9 protein-coding genes and 1 riboswitch are annotated in these 14473 nt (G+C 61.5%); of the genes, 3 read left to right on the top strand and 6 right to left on the bottom strand.

What is annotated here, in order from left to right:
* Positions 1-349: 349 nt before the first annotated feature.
* The 6 genes from QSJ36_RS00840 to QSJ36_RS00865 are packed head-to-tail and all read right to left on the bottom strand — an operon-like array spanning position 350 to position 7093.
* Positions 350-937 carry a bifunctional adenosylcobinamide kinase/adenosylcobinamide-phosphate guanylyltransferase gene (locus QSJ36_RS00840; protein WP_285466138.1) on the bottom strand — a complete coding sequence of 196 codons (588 nt, stop codon included), beginning with the start codon at positions 935-937 and terminating at the stop codon, positions 350-352.
* On the bottom strand, positions 912-1727 hold the full coding sequence (cbiR, locus tag QSJ36_RS00845; RefSeq protein ID WP_285466140.1) for a cobamide remodeling phosphodiesterase CbiR: 816 nt from the start codon (positions 1725-1727) through the stop codon (positions 912-914). Before cbiR ends, QSJ36_RS00840 begins: the two co-directional genes overlap by 26 nt.
* A complete protein-coding gene (cobS, locus tag QSJ36_RS00850; protein WP_102721812.1) occupies positions 1724-2464 on the bottom strand; it encodes an adenosylcobinamide-GDP ribazoletransferase in 741 nt (246 codons plus the stop codon). Before cobS ends, cbiR begins: the two co-directional genes overlap by 4 nt.
* 19 nt (positions 2465-2483) lie before the next feature.
* Positions 2484-3524 (bottom strand): nicotinate-nucleotide--dimethylbenzimidazole phosphoribosyltransferase, encoded by a 1041-nt coding sequence (gene cobT / locus QSJ36_RS00855; RefSeq protein WP_102721811.1) that lies wholly within the window; start codon positions 3522-3524, stop codon positions 2484-2486.
* A gap of 5 nt (positions 3525-3529) precedes the next feature.
* Positions 3530-4513: an adenosylcobinamide-phosphate synthase CbiB gene (gene cbiB / locus QSJ36_RS00860; RefSeq protein ID WP_285466143.1), complete on the bottom strand. Its 984-nt coding sequence runs from the start codon at positions 4511-4513 to the stop codon at positions 3530-3532.
* Between the two features lie 3 nt (positions 4514-4516).
* Positions 4517-7093: a cobyric acid synthase gene (locus QSJ36_RS00865; RefSeq protein WP_285466145.1), complete on the bottom strand. Its 2577-nt coding sequence runs from the start codon at positions 7091-7093 to the stop codon at positions 4517-4519.
* 336 nt (positions 7094-7429) lie between these two features.
* A riboswitch (cobalamin riboswitch) is annotated at positions 7430-7577 on the top strand.
* Positions 7578-7611: 34 nt separating this feature from the next.
* Here QSJ36_RS00865 and QSJ36_RS00870 point away from each other — a divergent pair.
* The 3 genes from QSJ36_RS00870 to QSJ36_RS00880 all read left to right on the top strand — a co-directional run bounded on the left by QSJ36_RS00870 (position 7612) and on the right by QSJ36_RS00880 (position 14321).
* Positions 7612-9618 (top strand): TonB-dependent receptor, encoded by a 2007-nt coding sequence (locus tag QSJ36_RS00870; RefSeq protein ID WP_285466147.1) that lies wholly within the window; start codon positions 7612-7614, stop codon positions 9616-9618.
* 146 nt (positions 9619-9764) lie between these two features.
* Positions 9765-11882, top strand: a complete 2118-nt coding sequence (locus QSJ36_RS00875) for an extracellular solute-binding protein (protein ID WP_285466148.1) — start codon at positions 9765-9767, stop codon at positions 11880-11882.
* Positions 11883-11978: 96 nt separating this feature from the next.
* Positions 11979-14321 (top strand): beta-galactosidase, encoded by a 2343-nt coding sequence (locus QSJ36_RS00880; RefSeq protein WP_253231469.1) that lies wholly within the window; start codon positions 11979-11981, stop codon positions 14319-14321.
* Positions 14322-14473 lie beyond the last annotated feature (152 nt).

The following is a 14473-nucleotide window of genomic DNA, read 5'->3' on the forward strand; positions in this document are numbered from 1 at the left end:
GGTGTTTCCCGTTATTTTTAATGGGAAATGTACAGCACCGTTCAGGAGTCTGCGTTATCCTTGTGCATGGGCGTGCTGTGGCTGACATCCTGCGCCTTCTTGATGATGCGGTATTTTCCGGGAATCTCCTCTTTCTGCGCCCGTTTGGCTCCCTCCGTCTTTTTTGTATATGCCGCGCATGCCCTGGTTTATGAGTGCATGCTCAGGCTCGGTTTTCCAAGGGGAAGCTTCTGGATATGGGGAATGGCCGTACCCCTTGTTTTTCTGGCTCTGAGCGGACTGTACTTTTTACTGGCGCGGATGTGTCCGGCAGTGTTGAAGTATATTGCGCTGAAGAATTGACCGTCTGCTATTTTTTTACGGTTACGGGAAGCCCCGCAACCATGAAGTAAACTTCGTCCGCGCTTTTGGCTAGAAGCTGGTTGGCTATTCCCAGTCCGTCGCAGTAGTGGCGCGTTTCCGCGTCCGCCTGGCTGATGCCCATGCCGGTTTCAGAGGAGACCAGAACCCAGGGCACGGGGGATTGGGGGATAAGTTCCTTCAAGGCCTCTATTTCCTCAATCAGCGCTTCCTGGAACGGCTCGTAGTCCGTAGGGTCCTTCTGGGCGTACAGGGTGTTGGAGGCGAGCAGGGTCACGCATTCCAGAATGACGCCGTCCACCTGGTCCAGCAGGCCGGATTCCCGGACGGCGGCGGCCACATGGCGGGGGCATTCCAGCGTAAGCCAGCTTGCCGGGCGCCGTTCCCGGTGCTTGCGCACGCGGTATTCCATGGAACCGGCTCCGGGCCACACCTCCGCCGTGGCGACGTACAGGATTTTTTCCCCGAATCCGGCGGCTATCTGTTCGGCGTATTGGCTTTTGCCGCTTCTGATGCCGCCCAGGACGAGCGTCATGCGTGCGGGATTGGCGTCAGTGTTTGGAGGTGTAGCGTTCATGGGATTCCAGCATGGCCTGGTGGGAGTTCAGAAAGTCGTCCAGGCTGAAGACTTCCAGAGTGATGAGGGGGGAGAAACGGATGTCCCACATGGGGTGGAGGATGGCGTCCAGCGTGGCGGCGGGCATGTGGTGCAGGGATTTGTGATCCCGTTTTTCCAGCCCGTGCAGGTGGCACATGCGTATGTCCGGCAGCCAGAGCGGCAGCAGTTCTTCCGGCCGCAGGCCTTCCTTCCAGACATGGCCTATGTCAAAGCAGCGGGAATGGGGCGTGGCGGAGACCAGCTTGTCCAGGTAGTCGGTCGGGTGGCGTTCCAGGTTTTCCAGGGCCAGGCATTCCGGAGCGGGCAGATGGGGCGTGATTTGCTCCAGGCTGCGGAGGATGCGTTCCGTTTCACGCTCCGTAAGATGGGGGCGCATGTCCGGGCCGGGAATGTGGTCCGTAACCACGTGCATGACCCACGTGTGGGGCTCCAGTTCCCGGGTCAGGTCAATGGCGCGGATGATGTTTTCCGTGTAGCGGCGCCCTGATTCCTCCGTGGCGAAGCCGCCGTCCGTGGGCAGGTGGACGTTCCACTTGACCCCGGCGTCCGCGGCGATTCCGGCCAGCTCCCGGATTTCCGCCGGGGTAATGAGTCCCTCCCCGTGGTCTCCGGCTTCCAGCAGGAGCAGGGCGATGTCATCCGCGTAATGGACGCATTCCCTGATGGCGGGGACGTAGTAGTCCGGGATGATGAAGGAGGTGCAGCCGATGTTGAGGCCCGGGACGCGGCATTTGTGCGGAGTTTTCATAAGGTGCAGAAGGTGAGCAGGACGAGCCATTCCGTGCATTCCACGGTGCAACCGAACACGTCCCCGGTGACGCCTCCCAGGCGGCGGCGGGCATACAGGAGCAGGGCCGTGGAACCGGCCAGGGCCGTGAGCAGGGCGTACAGCCCGTGCCACCCTGCCAGCGCGCAGGCAGCCAAGGTGACGGCGGCGGCTATCAGGGCGTGGACGGGGCGCGTCCCCTGCTTGAAGGCTTCCCCCATGCCGCCGGGGCGCGCGCCCGGAAAGCGCATGGCGATGAAGATCTGGCTGCGCGCCAGCAGCCCGGCCAGCGCGCACGCCGTGAGCAGCAGCTCCCATGAACCGAAGGCCGCCAGCGCCGCCAGCGCGGCGCCCTTGAAGGCCAGGTTGAAGAACAGGGCCGTGCCGCCGAAGGTACCCAGGCGGGAGTCTTTCATGATTTCCAGCCTGCGTTCCCTCGGCACTTCCACGGGCAGTCCGTCCCCGCAGTCCGCCACTCCGTCCAGATGCAGGCCGCCCGTGATGGCTACCCAGCAGGCGCAGCCGATGACGCCGCAGACCAGCGGGGGGAAGAGCAGGGTAGCCGCCCAGGTCAGGCCGCCTGCCAGCCCCCCCACGACAAGGCCGACCAGCGGGAGCCATGCGGAGATGCCGTTCAGGTCGTTTTGCAGCGGCCACGGGCCTACGGGCAGCCGGGTCAGGAAGCCGAAGGCGGAGCGGATGGTGGTAATGACGGCCATGGCGCAGGGAAAGGAGGAGTTAGCGCGGAACGGTGATGTCCAGTTCCGGCAGGGTTTTCATTTCAGACAGCACGCGCGTGGCGGCATCCAGCAGCGGAAAGAACAGCGCCGCCCCCGTGCCTTCCCCCAGGCAGAGGCCCAGGTCCATGTACATGGTGACGCCGATGTGGTCCATAATGAGCTTGTGCCCCGGTTCCGCGGAGTTGTGGGAGCCGATGAAGTACTGAGCCGCTTCCGGCCGGATGCCCTGGGCGATGGCTGCCGCCGCCCCGGCAATGAAGCCGTCAATGACGATGGGGACGCGCAGGGAGGCCGCGCCCAGCATCAGCCCGGCCATGGCTCCTATTTCCGGTCCTCCTACCTTCGCCAGCACGTCGATGGCGTCGGAGGGGTCGGGCTTGTTCAGGGCGATTCCCTGTTCGATGAGCTCTATTTTTTTACGGATGACTTCCCCCTTGACGCCGGAGCCGCGCCCCGTCACGGTTTCCACCGGGGTGCCCGTGAGCACGGCCACGATGGCGGAGGAGGGCGTCGTGTTGCCGATGCCCATTTCTCCGGCGGCCACGATGTCCAGCCCCCTGGCTTTTTCCTCCCGGGCCATGTCGATGCCCACTTGCAGGCATTCCAGCGCCTGTTCCCTTGTCATGGCCGGGCCCCTGCTGAAATCGCTGGCTCCGTGCATGACCTTTCTTTTCACCAGCCCCGGCAGGTCGCCGAAGTCGTAATTCACGCCCACGTCCACCACGGAGAGGCGGGCTCCCGCGTTGCGCGTGAAGGCGTTGATGGTGCCGCCGCCTTGAAGGAAGTTGCGGGTCTGAATGTAAGTGACGTCCGTGGACGTCAGGCTGAGGCCGTGGTCGGCAATGTGGTGGTCCGCGGCGAAGAGGACCACGGCCTTGTCCTTCAGGCGCGGCGCGGGATTGCCGGTCATGGCGGCAATCTGGATGGCTACGGGTTCCAGCTTCCCCAGCGCGAGGGGGGGCTTGGCCAGTATTTTCTGATGTTCCAGGGCGGTTTTGGCGGCCTGTTCGTCCAGCGGGGGAATATGCAGTTTGTTCATGATGGTCAGAAGCGGGGAATGAAGAAAAGGATGAGGGAGAAGATCAGCGTGCCCGTGGCGGCGGTCATCCACATGAGGCGTATGGCCAGGGCCAGGTCACTGACGGCGGCTTCCGTGCGCCCGGTTCCTATCCACGGGTAGTCCGCAGGAACCCCCTTGTAGGAGACCGGACCGCCGATGCGGAGGCCCAGCGCGCCCGCGAAGGCCGCCTCGCTCCAGGCGGAGTTTGGGCTGGCATGGGCGCGGCGGAAGGTCCAGCCCGTGGTGAATGCCCTCCGGGCGGAGGTTCCCTTCACGAAGAGGGCCGCCAGGGAGATGCACGGCAGGATGAGGCGCGCGGGGATAAAGTTGAGCGCATCGTCCGTGCGTGCGGCAAAGGTGCCGAAATGTCTGTACTGGTCGTTCTTCTTTCCCCACATGGCATCCAGGATGTTGAAAACGCGGTGCGTCAGCGCGGCGAAGGCCGCCCCGGAGGCGCCCCCTGCCAAGCAGCCTGCCGCAGCCCAGAACAAGGTGGAAAAGACGCCGTCCGTCAGATTTTCCGCCACGCTTTCAATGGCCGCCCTGGCCATGCCGTGACGGTCCAGCCGCTCCGTGTTTCTCCCTACGATCATGGAAACGGCGTGCCGCGCCTCGCCGTCCTTCCCGCTACGCAGGGCGTTCGCCACCCGCAGCGCATGCTCTGCCAGGCCGCGCGGGGCCATGCAGATGTAAATGACCAGAACGGCCGGAATCCAGGGAATCCACGGGGAGGGGAAGACGGAAAAGGGAAGGCAGAATACCGCGCAGGCAAGCCATGCGGCGGCGCAGGTTCCTAAAGCCGCCGCCGTTCCCGCCGTAAAAGTCCCTCCCCACAGCCGCCGCGCCAGGGTTTCCGCGCGGCGCGCGCACCAGCCGATCAGGCAGACGGGATGGAACCTGTTGGGCGGATCCCCCGCCAGAATATCCAGCAGAAGGGCCGCAGGCAGGATGAACGGGCACGGAAGCATGGGTCAGCGTTTCAGTTGAAGAATACGGTAGATGGCCTTGAGGTCCAGATGCTCCCGGACTACGTCCGCCAGGCGGTCCAGCGCGCCGTCCAGGTCATAGGAGGCGTGCAGGGATGGATTGGGGGACAAACCGGAATCCACTCTGACCATGTTGATGAACGCGCGGCGGAACTCGTCGCCGTCCAGAATGCCGTGCAGGTACGTGGCCCAGATTCGGCCTTTGCCGTAGCCGCAGGGGGAGCCGTCTTCCCGGAACATGATGGGGACGCTCCCTCCCTCATGGCGGGTGACGCCGTGGTGGATTTCATAGCCCGCCGCGGGAGGGGCCAGCGGCGTGCTTGCCCGGCGCACGTTGAGCAGGGTTTTGGCGGAGGCGAAGGTGGTGGAAAGCTCCAGCAGGCCAAGCCCCGGCGTCCGTTCCTCCGCGGATTCCATGTGCAGCGGGTCCAGAATGTCCGTTCCCAGCATTTGCAGGCCGCCGCAAACGCCCAGCATCCACTTTCCCTGTTCAGCGTGCCGGCGGATGGGTTCTTCCAGCCCTGCGGCGCGCAGTCCGGCCAGGTCCGCCGCCACGCTCTTGGTGCCGGGCAGGATGACCAGGTCCGGATTCCCCCATTCCTCCCGTGTCCGCACCTGGCGGAGGCGAACGTCCGGCTCCGCCGCCAGCGGGGCGAAGTCCGTGAAGTTGGAGACGTGGGCGGGCATCACTACGGCCACGTCCAGACTGTCCGCGTGTCTGGCTTGCCCGTCCTGTTCAAAGGGCAGCGCGGCCCGGTCCTCTTCCGGAATGCTGATGTTCCGTATCATCGGGATGACGCCCAGCACGGGCCTGCCCGTACGGTCCAGCATGTAGCTGTGCGCCGGGGCCAGCAGCTCCGGGTCTCCGCGGAACTTGTTGACCACAAAGCCCGCCAGCAGCTCTTTTTCCCAGGGGGCGAACGTCATCCATGTCCCCAGGAAGGAGGCGTACACGCCGCCCCGGTCAATGTCCCCGGTGAGCAGAACTTTGGCGCGCGCGTAGCGGGCCATGTTCATGTTCACCACGTCTGCGGATTTCAGGTTGATTTCTCCGGGGCTTCCGGCCCCTTCCAGGCAGAGGACGTCATACTCGTCCGCCAGGGAATCGTACGCCCGGCGCACGTCCGGCCAGAAGCGCCTTTTGGCCGTAAAATATTCCCGCGCCTCCATGTGGCCCACGGCGCGCCCCAGCACGATCACCTGGGAGCCGGTGTTGGAATGGGGCTTGAGCAGGATGGGGTTCATCCTGGCATCCGGGTCAATGCGGCAGGCCTGGGCCTGCACCATCTGGGCGCGGCCCATTTCCTCCCCCAGCGCGGTCACGCCGGAGTTGAGGGCCATGTTCTGCGCCTTGAACGGGGCCACCCGGTGGCCGTCCTGAAGAAAAATGCGGCACAGGGCCGCCGTGAGCACGCTTTTTCCAGCGTCGGAGCAGGTGCCCTGAATCATCAGGGCCGGTTTGGGCAGTTTGCGGAGAATGGCGGGGCCGTCTCCCTTCAGCTCGGCCCGCAGGGCCTCTGCCAGCAGGGCGTGTTCTTCCGGCGTGCGGACGCCTGCACGGAACCAGCCGCCGTTTTCCAGCCCCGGATAATTGGAGCAGTCGCGCAGCGCGATGCCGTGGTTTTTCAGGAGCCGGGCGGCCAGGCCGGAAGGCGCCCCCGCCAGGCGGAAGAGCAGGAAGTTGGCTCCGGACGGGAGCACTGCGGCGCCCGGCAGGGCGGAAAGCCTGCGGAACAGGTCTTCCCGGCGTTCCCGGTTCAGGGCGCGTTCCCCGTCCGCCCATGAAGGGGGCTGTTCCAGGACGGCCCGCGCCGCCGCCGCCGCAAAGGCGTTCACGTTCCACGCGGGCAGGGACTGCCTCAGCCGTTCCGCCAGCGGAGCGGCGCAGACGGAAAAGCCGCACCGGACACCGGCGATGCCGTAAAATTTGGTCAGGGAACGCAGGACAACCAGGTTGGGCAGAAGGGCCGCGTCACGGAGAAGCGATTCCGTTCCGTCCGCATAGTCAATGAAAGATTCGTCAATAATCCAGATGACTCCGGGGCGGTCCCGCACGGCCTGGCGCAGGGCCGGAACGTCCAGCAGGCCGCCGGACGGATTACAGGGATTCGCCAGGAAAACGGCGCTTCCGCCTGCGGCCTGTTCCGCCGTCAGGAGGGGTGACGGAATAAAGGAATTCCGTTCCTCCGTCCGGATGGAAAGAACGTCTGTGCCATGGCGCAGGCAGGCCAGCCTGTATTCGGAAAAAGCGGGTTCCGGAATAACGGCCTGTTTCAGTTCCAGCGCGCGCGGGAGGGCGTGAATCAGTTCGTTGGCTCCGTTGCCGAAGGTGAAGCAACCGGAAGGCAGCCCGTAATGAACCGCTGCCAGTTCCCGCAGCTCCGCCATGTCCGGGGAGGGGTAGGGAACGGCTGCATCCATGGCCTTCCACAGCGCGGAGGCAATGAACTCCGGCATTCCCTCCGGCCTCAGGTTGACGCTGAAATCCAGAATCTCCCGTTCGGGCCGTCCGGCGTCCGCCGCCAGGGATTTTAAATCTCCTCCGTGTGAAAAACTGTTCATACCGTAGTAGTAGAGACCGGAAGTCCGGACGTCCGCGCGTGCCGGGAAAAGGAAGGAAACGCCTTGAAGAAACGGTTTTTCCGGAAGTTGGGAACTCCTCTGAAAACGGAAATCCTTCCCCGCTGCGGGAAGGAGGGTGAAAGGCGCGTCATGGGCGCATCATGTCCTGTACGCGCCGGGGGTGACAAGACAAAAATGGAGAACTCCGGTTGGAAAAACGGGATGGCGTGCGGCGGCTGAAAAGAGGAAGCGTCCGCAAAGCGGCGGAATGTTCAAAGAAAAATTTTTTTGGCTTGTCATACCGGTCTCTTTGGTATTTCATCCGTCTCATGAACCCTTATGGGAAGGGTTACAGACCTCAGGGACGCCCGTAGCCGGGCAGGAAATAGATTGGGGAATACCGGTGTGAATCCGGAGCGGTACCGCCACTGTAAGCGAGCCTGTCTCGCAAGCCAGAAGACCAGCCTGTGGGGTTGTCCAACTGTTCGGCGAGTTACCGAACGTAAGGCACCACAACCATGCTTTATACGAAGAAAGCCCTTCAGATGGGCGCTATTGCCGTTGGCCTTGCCGCATTCGCAGGCCAGTCCTCTCTTGCCGAGTCCGCTAAAAAAGAAGACTCCAAGCCCTCCGCCAGTTCGGAAACCATGCAGGTCATGCCGGAATTGACCATGGCGTCCCACTTTACGGGCGTGCCGTACAACCGGTCCGGGGTATCCGTTTCCATCATCAATCCGGAAGAATTCCAGAAGGCGGGCATTGAAACCCTGACAGGAGCCCTTTCCCAGACTCCCGGCGTCTTCACGCTGGACGGCGGCGGCACCTGGCAGCGCGGTTCCGTGAGCAACACCGTCATCCGCGGGATGAACAAGGAAACCTACACCCTGACCATGGTTGACGGCATGCGCATCAGTGATGTCAACATGTCCGGCAACAAGCTGCTGGGGATCACCAATCTCTTTACGGTGGGCAATGTGGAAGTGGTGAAGGGCGCCCAGGGCGCCGTCTTCGGTTCCGGCGCCATTGGCGGCGTTGTCGCCATGGACACCCCGGAAGGGGAAGGCGATCCCGTGACCAGGATTTTTGCGGAAGCCGGTTCTTTCCATTCCTTCAACAGCTACGCGACTTCCTCAGGCAAGATCAAGAAGCTTTCCTACTTTGTGGGCGTGGGGTTTGAATCCACGGAAAACGATCCCACCATTTATCCGGCCATTTATGACAACCGGAAAGGCATGAACGACTTCCGCCAGTGGCAGGAAGCCGTGCGCCTGGGCTATGACGTCAATGACAAGGTGAAGGTGGGCTTTACCTACCGCCGCCTGGATTCCTACTTTGAATACCCCACGCCATATGTGGATTACGACCAGTGGCCCGCCGTGACGGACCCCCACCTGTACAACACGGAAGACAAGAACCGCAGCAACCTGGTGACGGGGCGCGTGGATGCGGAAATTACCAAGCTGTGGTCCACCAGCTTCATGATCGGGCATTACAACATGGACTATTCCACGCATACGCCGGGCTTCGATTTCCAGCCCAACGTGATGCGCAACCGCCGCTTCCAGACGGAATGGCGCAATGCACTTACGTGGAACAAGGAATGGAAGACGGTCGCCGGCATGGCCTGGGACCGCTCCGACTACATGAGCGAAAACAATTACGTGGCCAAGGATGAATGGCAGAGCACGCTTGCCTTCTTTGCGGAGCAGATGTGGGCGCCCACGGACAACTTTGACGCCAGCGTGGCCCTGCGCCTGGAGCATGATTCCGTTTGGAACAACCACTTCACGTGGCGTTATTCCAATTCCTGGAAGGTGACGGGCAAGGATTCCCCCACCCGTATTTTCGGTTCCGTGGGTTCCGGCTTCCGCGCCCCCACCTACTTTGAACAGTACGCCGCCAATTACGGCTACGTGGGCAATCCGGACCTGGACGTGTCCAAATCCCTGGGCGGAGACCTGGGCGTGGAACAGCGCCTGGCGGACAACCATTACGCTTCCGTAACGGGGTTCTGGACCCGCATTAACGATGAAATCGGCACCAAGAGCGTAGGCACGTGGCCCAACTCCTACACGACTTACGACAACTTCTCCCACGCCACTTCCTATGGCGTGGAAGTAGCGTTCAAGGGGCAGTTCAAGGATGCGTGGAACAGCGGCTATTATGCCAACTACACCTTCACGATGCCCAAGCGCGACTCCATCGGCAAATATGAAACCATCCAGATGGCCAATACCGCCCGCCATACCATCAACGCGGAGGTTTATACCTCTCCGGTTGAAAAACTGACGGTCGGCTTCGGCGTAACCTCCGCCATGGGGCGTACGGACTACAACTATGCCCGTCTGGACAACTTCTTTACGGCGCGTTTGTTCGCCAGGTACCAGGTGACGGACAATGTGGCGCTCCATGTGCGTGTGGAAAACCTGTTCGACCAGAATTTCATCATCACGAATGACTATAACTTCGGACCGCGCCAGGCCCGGGGGCTGGGAGTCTTCGGCGGCGTGACGGTCGAATTCTAATTGCTTTTCAGGACTAATTGTTGATTGCACCCCCATCTTCCGTCTTGCGGGCTGTTTCAGGCGAAGGGAACAGCTCCGGGCGGAAGATGGGCTTTTTGTTTTCCGGTGGTTCCGGAATCGGTTAACATGCGGCGGTAATCTGAGCTGTGTTTCGCTGGCTGTACATTCTGGGGGCGTTGGTCCTCGCCGTCTTTCTGGGAGGAGTCCTTTACTTCGCCCAGCGGGAAGCGGACGTTTGGCATGAGGCCTCCGGACGGACGGACGGCAGGGGCATGCCTGCCGTGTTTGACGGCTTCGTGGAACGGTGGAACAGGTCTGTGGAGCGGGAACTGCTCCGGGAACTGGCAGGCGGCGAGCGGAAGAAAAGCCTGCTGTCCGTCTCCCGTGGCGATGGGGATGGGCGGCGTCTGGCCGAGCAGGAGCGTTCCGTGGAACGCATCGGCAGAAGGCTGGAGCTGAAAGACCATATCCGCCTGCTTCCCCTGGAGGAGGTTCCTGCGGAATTGGAATGGCGGACCGGAATGGAGGAACCGGAAGTGGGTGACCCCCGCGCCGTGAAAGGGGGGCTGGTCCGGCTGTGGATCAATACGCCGTTTCCCGGAACCCTGCGGGCGTTCGGACCGGGAAGCGAGACCTTTTTCAACTACTCCGCCATTGACAACGTGTGGCTTCCCCTGGTGGGGCTGCATCCGGAAACCTTCCGGCCCATTCCGGGGCTGGCGGACCGCTGGGCTGTCTCCGCGGACGGGAAAACCGTTTTTTACCATCTGGACCCGGAAGCGACGTACTCGGACGGCCGCCCCGTAAGGGCGCAGGACTTCCTGCTGAATATCTGCCTCCGCACGTCCGGCTTTGCCCGGGACCCCTTCTGGACCACCCTGTTCCGTTCCACGTATGACCAGATTACGGTGTACGGGGATTCCGTCATTGCCCTGACGCTGCCGTCCCCCAGGCCGCTGCTGCCCTACATGGCCTGCGTGGATTTCCATCCGGCCCATCCCGGTTTTTACCATGATTTCAATTCCCTGTTTCTGGAACGCTACCAGTGGAAGGCGCCTCCGAATACGGGAGGCTATGTGGTGGTTCCCGGTAAAATAAGGATAGGCGAGCGCATCACCCTGGCCCGTGTGAAAAACTGGTGGGCGAAGGACCGGAAATACTACCGCTATTCCTGCAATGCGGACCAGGTGGAGCATGTATTTGTAAACCTGGAAAACAAGGCGGTTGAAATGTTCCGCCGCGGGGAGCTGGACATGATGAACGTCCGCAAGCCGGAGGTGTGGGAAAACAGGCTGGAACTGCCGGAAGTGCACCGGGGCTACATAGACAAATACAGCCTGGAAGCCGGTTATGCCTGCCCCCCGTACGGCCTGTATCTGAATTGTGCGGACAAGCTTCTGAAAAATCCCGGCGTCCGCAAAGGACTGGCGCATTCCGTGAACATGGGCATGGTGATTGATACCCTGTTCCGCGGGAATATGAGAAGGCTGGGCTCCTACATGGAGGGGTACGGCGATCTGACTCTCCCGCTGAAAGCGCCGGAATACAGCAAGAAAAAAGCCATGGAACATTTTGCCCGCGCCGGTTACCGGGAAATGGGGGAAGACGGCGTGCTGAAGAATGAACGGGGGGAACGGCTGGTGGTGGAACTGACCTTCGCGGACTCCTCCACCCTGATGACCAATGTTTGTTCCATCCTCCGGCAGGAGGCCCTGAAATGCGGGGTGGACCTGCGCCTGGACCCCCTGACCTATAATGTCTGTTCCCGGAAGGTATTTGAAAAACGGTACCAGGCTGCCCTGTGGGCGTGGCCGCTCCAGACGCCGTTCCCCCGGCTGTATGAAACCTTTGCTTCCGAGCTGGCGTACGATGCCCGCGGCAACCCCGTAGGCAACACGAACAATATCTTTGCCGTGGCGGACACGAAACTGGATGCGGCCCTGGACGCGGAGCGAAATGCCACGGATGGCTCCGCCCTGAAAAAAGCGCTTCACCGCGCCCAAAAGCGCATTCATGAACTCTGCGTCTGGATTCCCGGCTGGCGGGAACCCTACACGTACGTCGCCTGCTGGCGCTGGATACGCTGGCCGGAATCCCCCACGCGGTTCTGTTCCCCCCGGATTTACAACCCCCTGGAATCCCACCTGTACTGGGTGGATGAAAAAATGAAGAAGGAAACGCAGGAAGCCCGGCGCCGGGGCGTTTCGTTTGAAGAAAGGCATCAGGTGATACGTATTGAAAGACCGGATGACGCCGCTCCGTAATAAAACCAGCCCGCCGGCTCCTTTTTAAATTGAAAGGAGGCGGTTTTTCATCATAATTCCCCTGATTCTCTGCAACCGTTTATTGACTCCATAACCATGAAATTATCACTTTTTTCCGTTCTTCTTCTGGCAGGGCATCTTTGCATGGCCGCTCCCATGCCCCTGCCGGAATCCAATGACGGAGCCAAGCATGTCTTTACCACCAACCAGGAAAACTTCCTGATGGATGGAAAGCCCGTCAAAATCATCTCCGGGGAAATGCACTACCCGCGCGTGCCGCGCGAGCACTGGCAGGACAGGTTCCAGCGCATGAAGGCCATGGGCATGAACACCGTCTGCACCTATCTGTTCTGGAACGTCCATGAACCGGAACCGGGCAAGTGGGACTTCTCCGGAAATCTGGACTTTGTGGAATTCATCAAGGAAGCGCAGAAAGCCGGCCTGTGGGTCATCGTGCGTCCGGGGCCCTACGTTTGCGCGGAATGGGAATTCGGCGGGTTCCCCGGCTGGCTGCTGAAGGATGAAGACCTGAAGGTCCGCTCCCAGGACCCCCGCTTCCTGGAACCGGCCATGGCTTATCTCAAGAAAGTCTGCTCCATGCTGGAACCGCTGCAGATCACCAAGGGCGGCCCCATCATCATGGCCCAGGTGGAAAATGAATACGGCTCCTACGGCTCCGACAAGGACTACGTGAAAAAACACCTGGAAGTAATCCAGAAGGAGCTTCCGGGCGTAGTGCCCTTTACCTCGGACGGCCCGAACGACTGGATGATTAACAACGGCACGCTGCCCGGCATCGTTCCCGCCATGAACTTCGGCGGCGGAGCCAAGGGCGCCTTTGCCAACCTGGAAAAGCACAAGGGCAAGACTCCCCGCATCAACGGCGAATTCTGGGTAGGCTGGTTTGACCACTGGGGCAAGCCCAAAAACGGCGGCAGTACGGAAGGCTTCAACCGCGACTTGAAGTGGATGCTGGAAAACAACGTCTCCCCCAACCTTTTCATGGCGCACGGGGGCACCTCCTTCGGCTTCATGAACGGGGCGAACTGGGAAGGGGCCTACACGCCGGACGTGACCAATTACGACTACGGCGCGCCCATCTCTGAAAACGGAACCCTGACGGACCGTTACCGTACCTTCCGCCAGACCATTCAGGACTATTACGGTGATACGTACAAGCTCCCGGAACCGCCCGCGCAGCCGGAAATGATGGAGCTGCCGCCCATCACGTTTACGGAGAAAGCCGGCATGTTCAACCGGCTCCCGCAGCCTGTCATCCGCAAGGAACCCGTTCACATGGAAGCCCTGGGGCAGAGCCTGGGCTTCATCCTGTACCGGACGAAGGTGAACGGCCCGGTGAAGGGAGAGCTGAAAATGAACAACATGCAGGACCGCGCCATCGTTTACGTGGACGGCAAAAGGCAGGGTGCGGCGGACCGCCGCTACAAGCAGGACGCCTGTGACGTGGTCATTCCCGCGGGCCTCCATACGGTGGATATCTTTGTGGAAAACATGGGCCGCATCAACTTCGGCGGACAAATCCAGGGAGAACGCAAGGGAATACGCGGCCCCATCACGCTGGACGGGAAGAAGCTGGAAAACTTCCTCATCTACAACCTCCCTTGCAAGGGCGTGGAGCTTCTGTCCTTCTCCGGCAAGAAGCCGGGCGGCGACCAGCCCGTGTTCCACCGTGGATATTTCAACGTCTCCAACCCCAAGGATACCTACCTGGACATGCGGGACGGCTGGAAAAAGGGCGTCGTGTGGGTGAACGGCCACAATCTGGGCCGCTTCTGGTTCATCGGCTCCCAGCAGGCGCTTTACTGCCCCGGCGAATACCTGAAACCGGGGAAAAATGAAATCGTGGTGCTGGACGTGGACGGCGGCTCCGGCACGGTGAAAGGCGTGAAGGAAGCCATTTACGAAGTCAACAGGGATCCCGCCATGGCGGATGTCTTCCGCGTGGGCAAGCCCGTGGCTCCCGCCGCCAGCCAGCTCGTGCACAAGGGAACCTTCGCCAAGGGGGCGGACCAGCAGGAAATCAAATTCCGCGCTCCCGTCCAGGCCCGCTACATCGCCCTCGTCAGCAAGAACGCCCATGACAACGGTCCGCACGCTGCCATTGCGGAGCTGAACTTCCTGGATGCCTCCGGCAACCTGCTTCCCCGCGAACAGTGGTCCGTGGTCTATGCGGACTCCCATGAAACGGCGGGGGAAGCCGCCCAGGCGGGCCTGGTGATGGACAACCAGCCCACCACCTACTGGCACACCAAGTGGCAGGGAGACAACCCCACGCACCCGCACATGATCGTGCTGGACCTGGGCAAGGTGCAGAAGCTCTCCGGCTTCCGCTACCTGCCGCGCCAGAACCGGGAAAACGGCCGCATCAAGGACTATGAAGTCTACGCGTCTCCCAAGCCGTTCAAGCCTGCCAAATAGGGACTCCCGGAAATCCTGATCTTTCCAGGGCCGCTCCATCCCAGAGGATGGAGCGGCCTTTTTGCGTCCGGAGAGCCGCATGTTCCTGCGGCAACCAAAATCTTAAAAACATGGAGCCCTGCCGTCCAGGTGGAAATTCAGTTGCCGTATGG

This window comes from Akkermansia sp. NBRC 115031, assembly GCF_030268505.1.
Lineage (GTDB): Bacteria > Verrucomicrobiota > Verrucomicrobiia > Verrucomicrobiales > Akkermansiaceae > Akkermansia > Akkermansia massiliensis.

Bases quoted from the DNA above. Each gene is read 5' to 3' on its own strand.
- cobS (WP_102721812.1), bottom strand. From the start codon at position 2,464: ATGGCCGTCATTACCACCATCCGCTCCGCCTTCGGCTTCCTGACCCGG.
- cbiR (WP_285466140.1), bottom strand. From the start codon at position 1,727: ATGAAAACTCCGCACAAATGCCGCGTCCCGGGCCTCAACATCGGCTGC.
- QSJ36_RS00865 (WP_285466145.1), bottom strand. From the start codon at position 7,093: ATGAACAGTTTTTCACACGGAGGAGATTTAAAATCCCTGGCGGCGGAC.
- QSJ36_RS00870 (WP_285466147.1), top strand. From the start codon at position 7,612: ATGCTTTATACGAAGAAAGCCCTTCAGATGGGCGCTATTGCCGTTGGC.
- QSJ36_RS00880 (WP_253231469.1), top strand. From the start codon at position 11,979: ATGAAATTATCACTTTTTTCCGTTCTTCTTCTGGCAGGGCATCTTTGC.
- cbiB (WP_285466143.1), bottom strand. From the start codon at position 4,513: ATGCTTCCGTGCCCGTTCATCCTGCCTGCGGCCCTTCTGCTGGATATT.
- QSJ36_RS00840 (WP_285466138.1), bottom strand. From the start codon at position 937: ATGAACGCTACACCTCCAAACACTGACGCCAATCCCGCACGCATGACG.
- cobT (WP_102721811.1), bottom strand. From the start codon at position 3,524: ATGAACAAACTGCATATTCCCCCGCTGGACGAACAGGCCGCCAAAACC.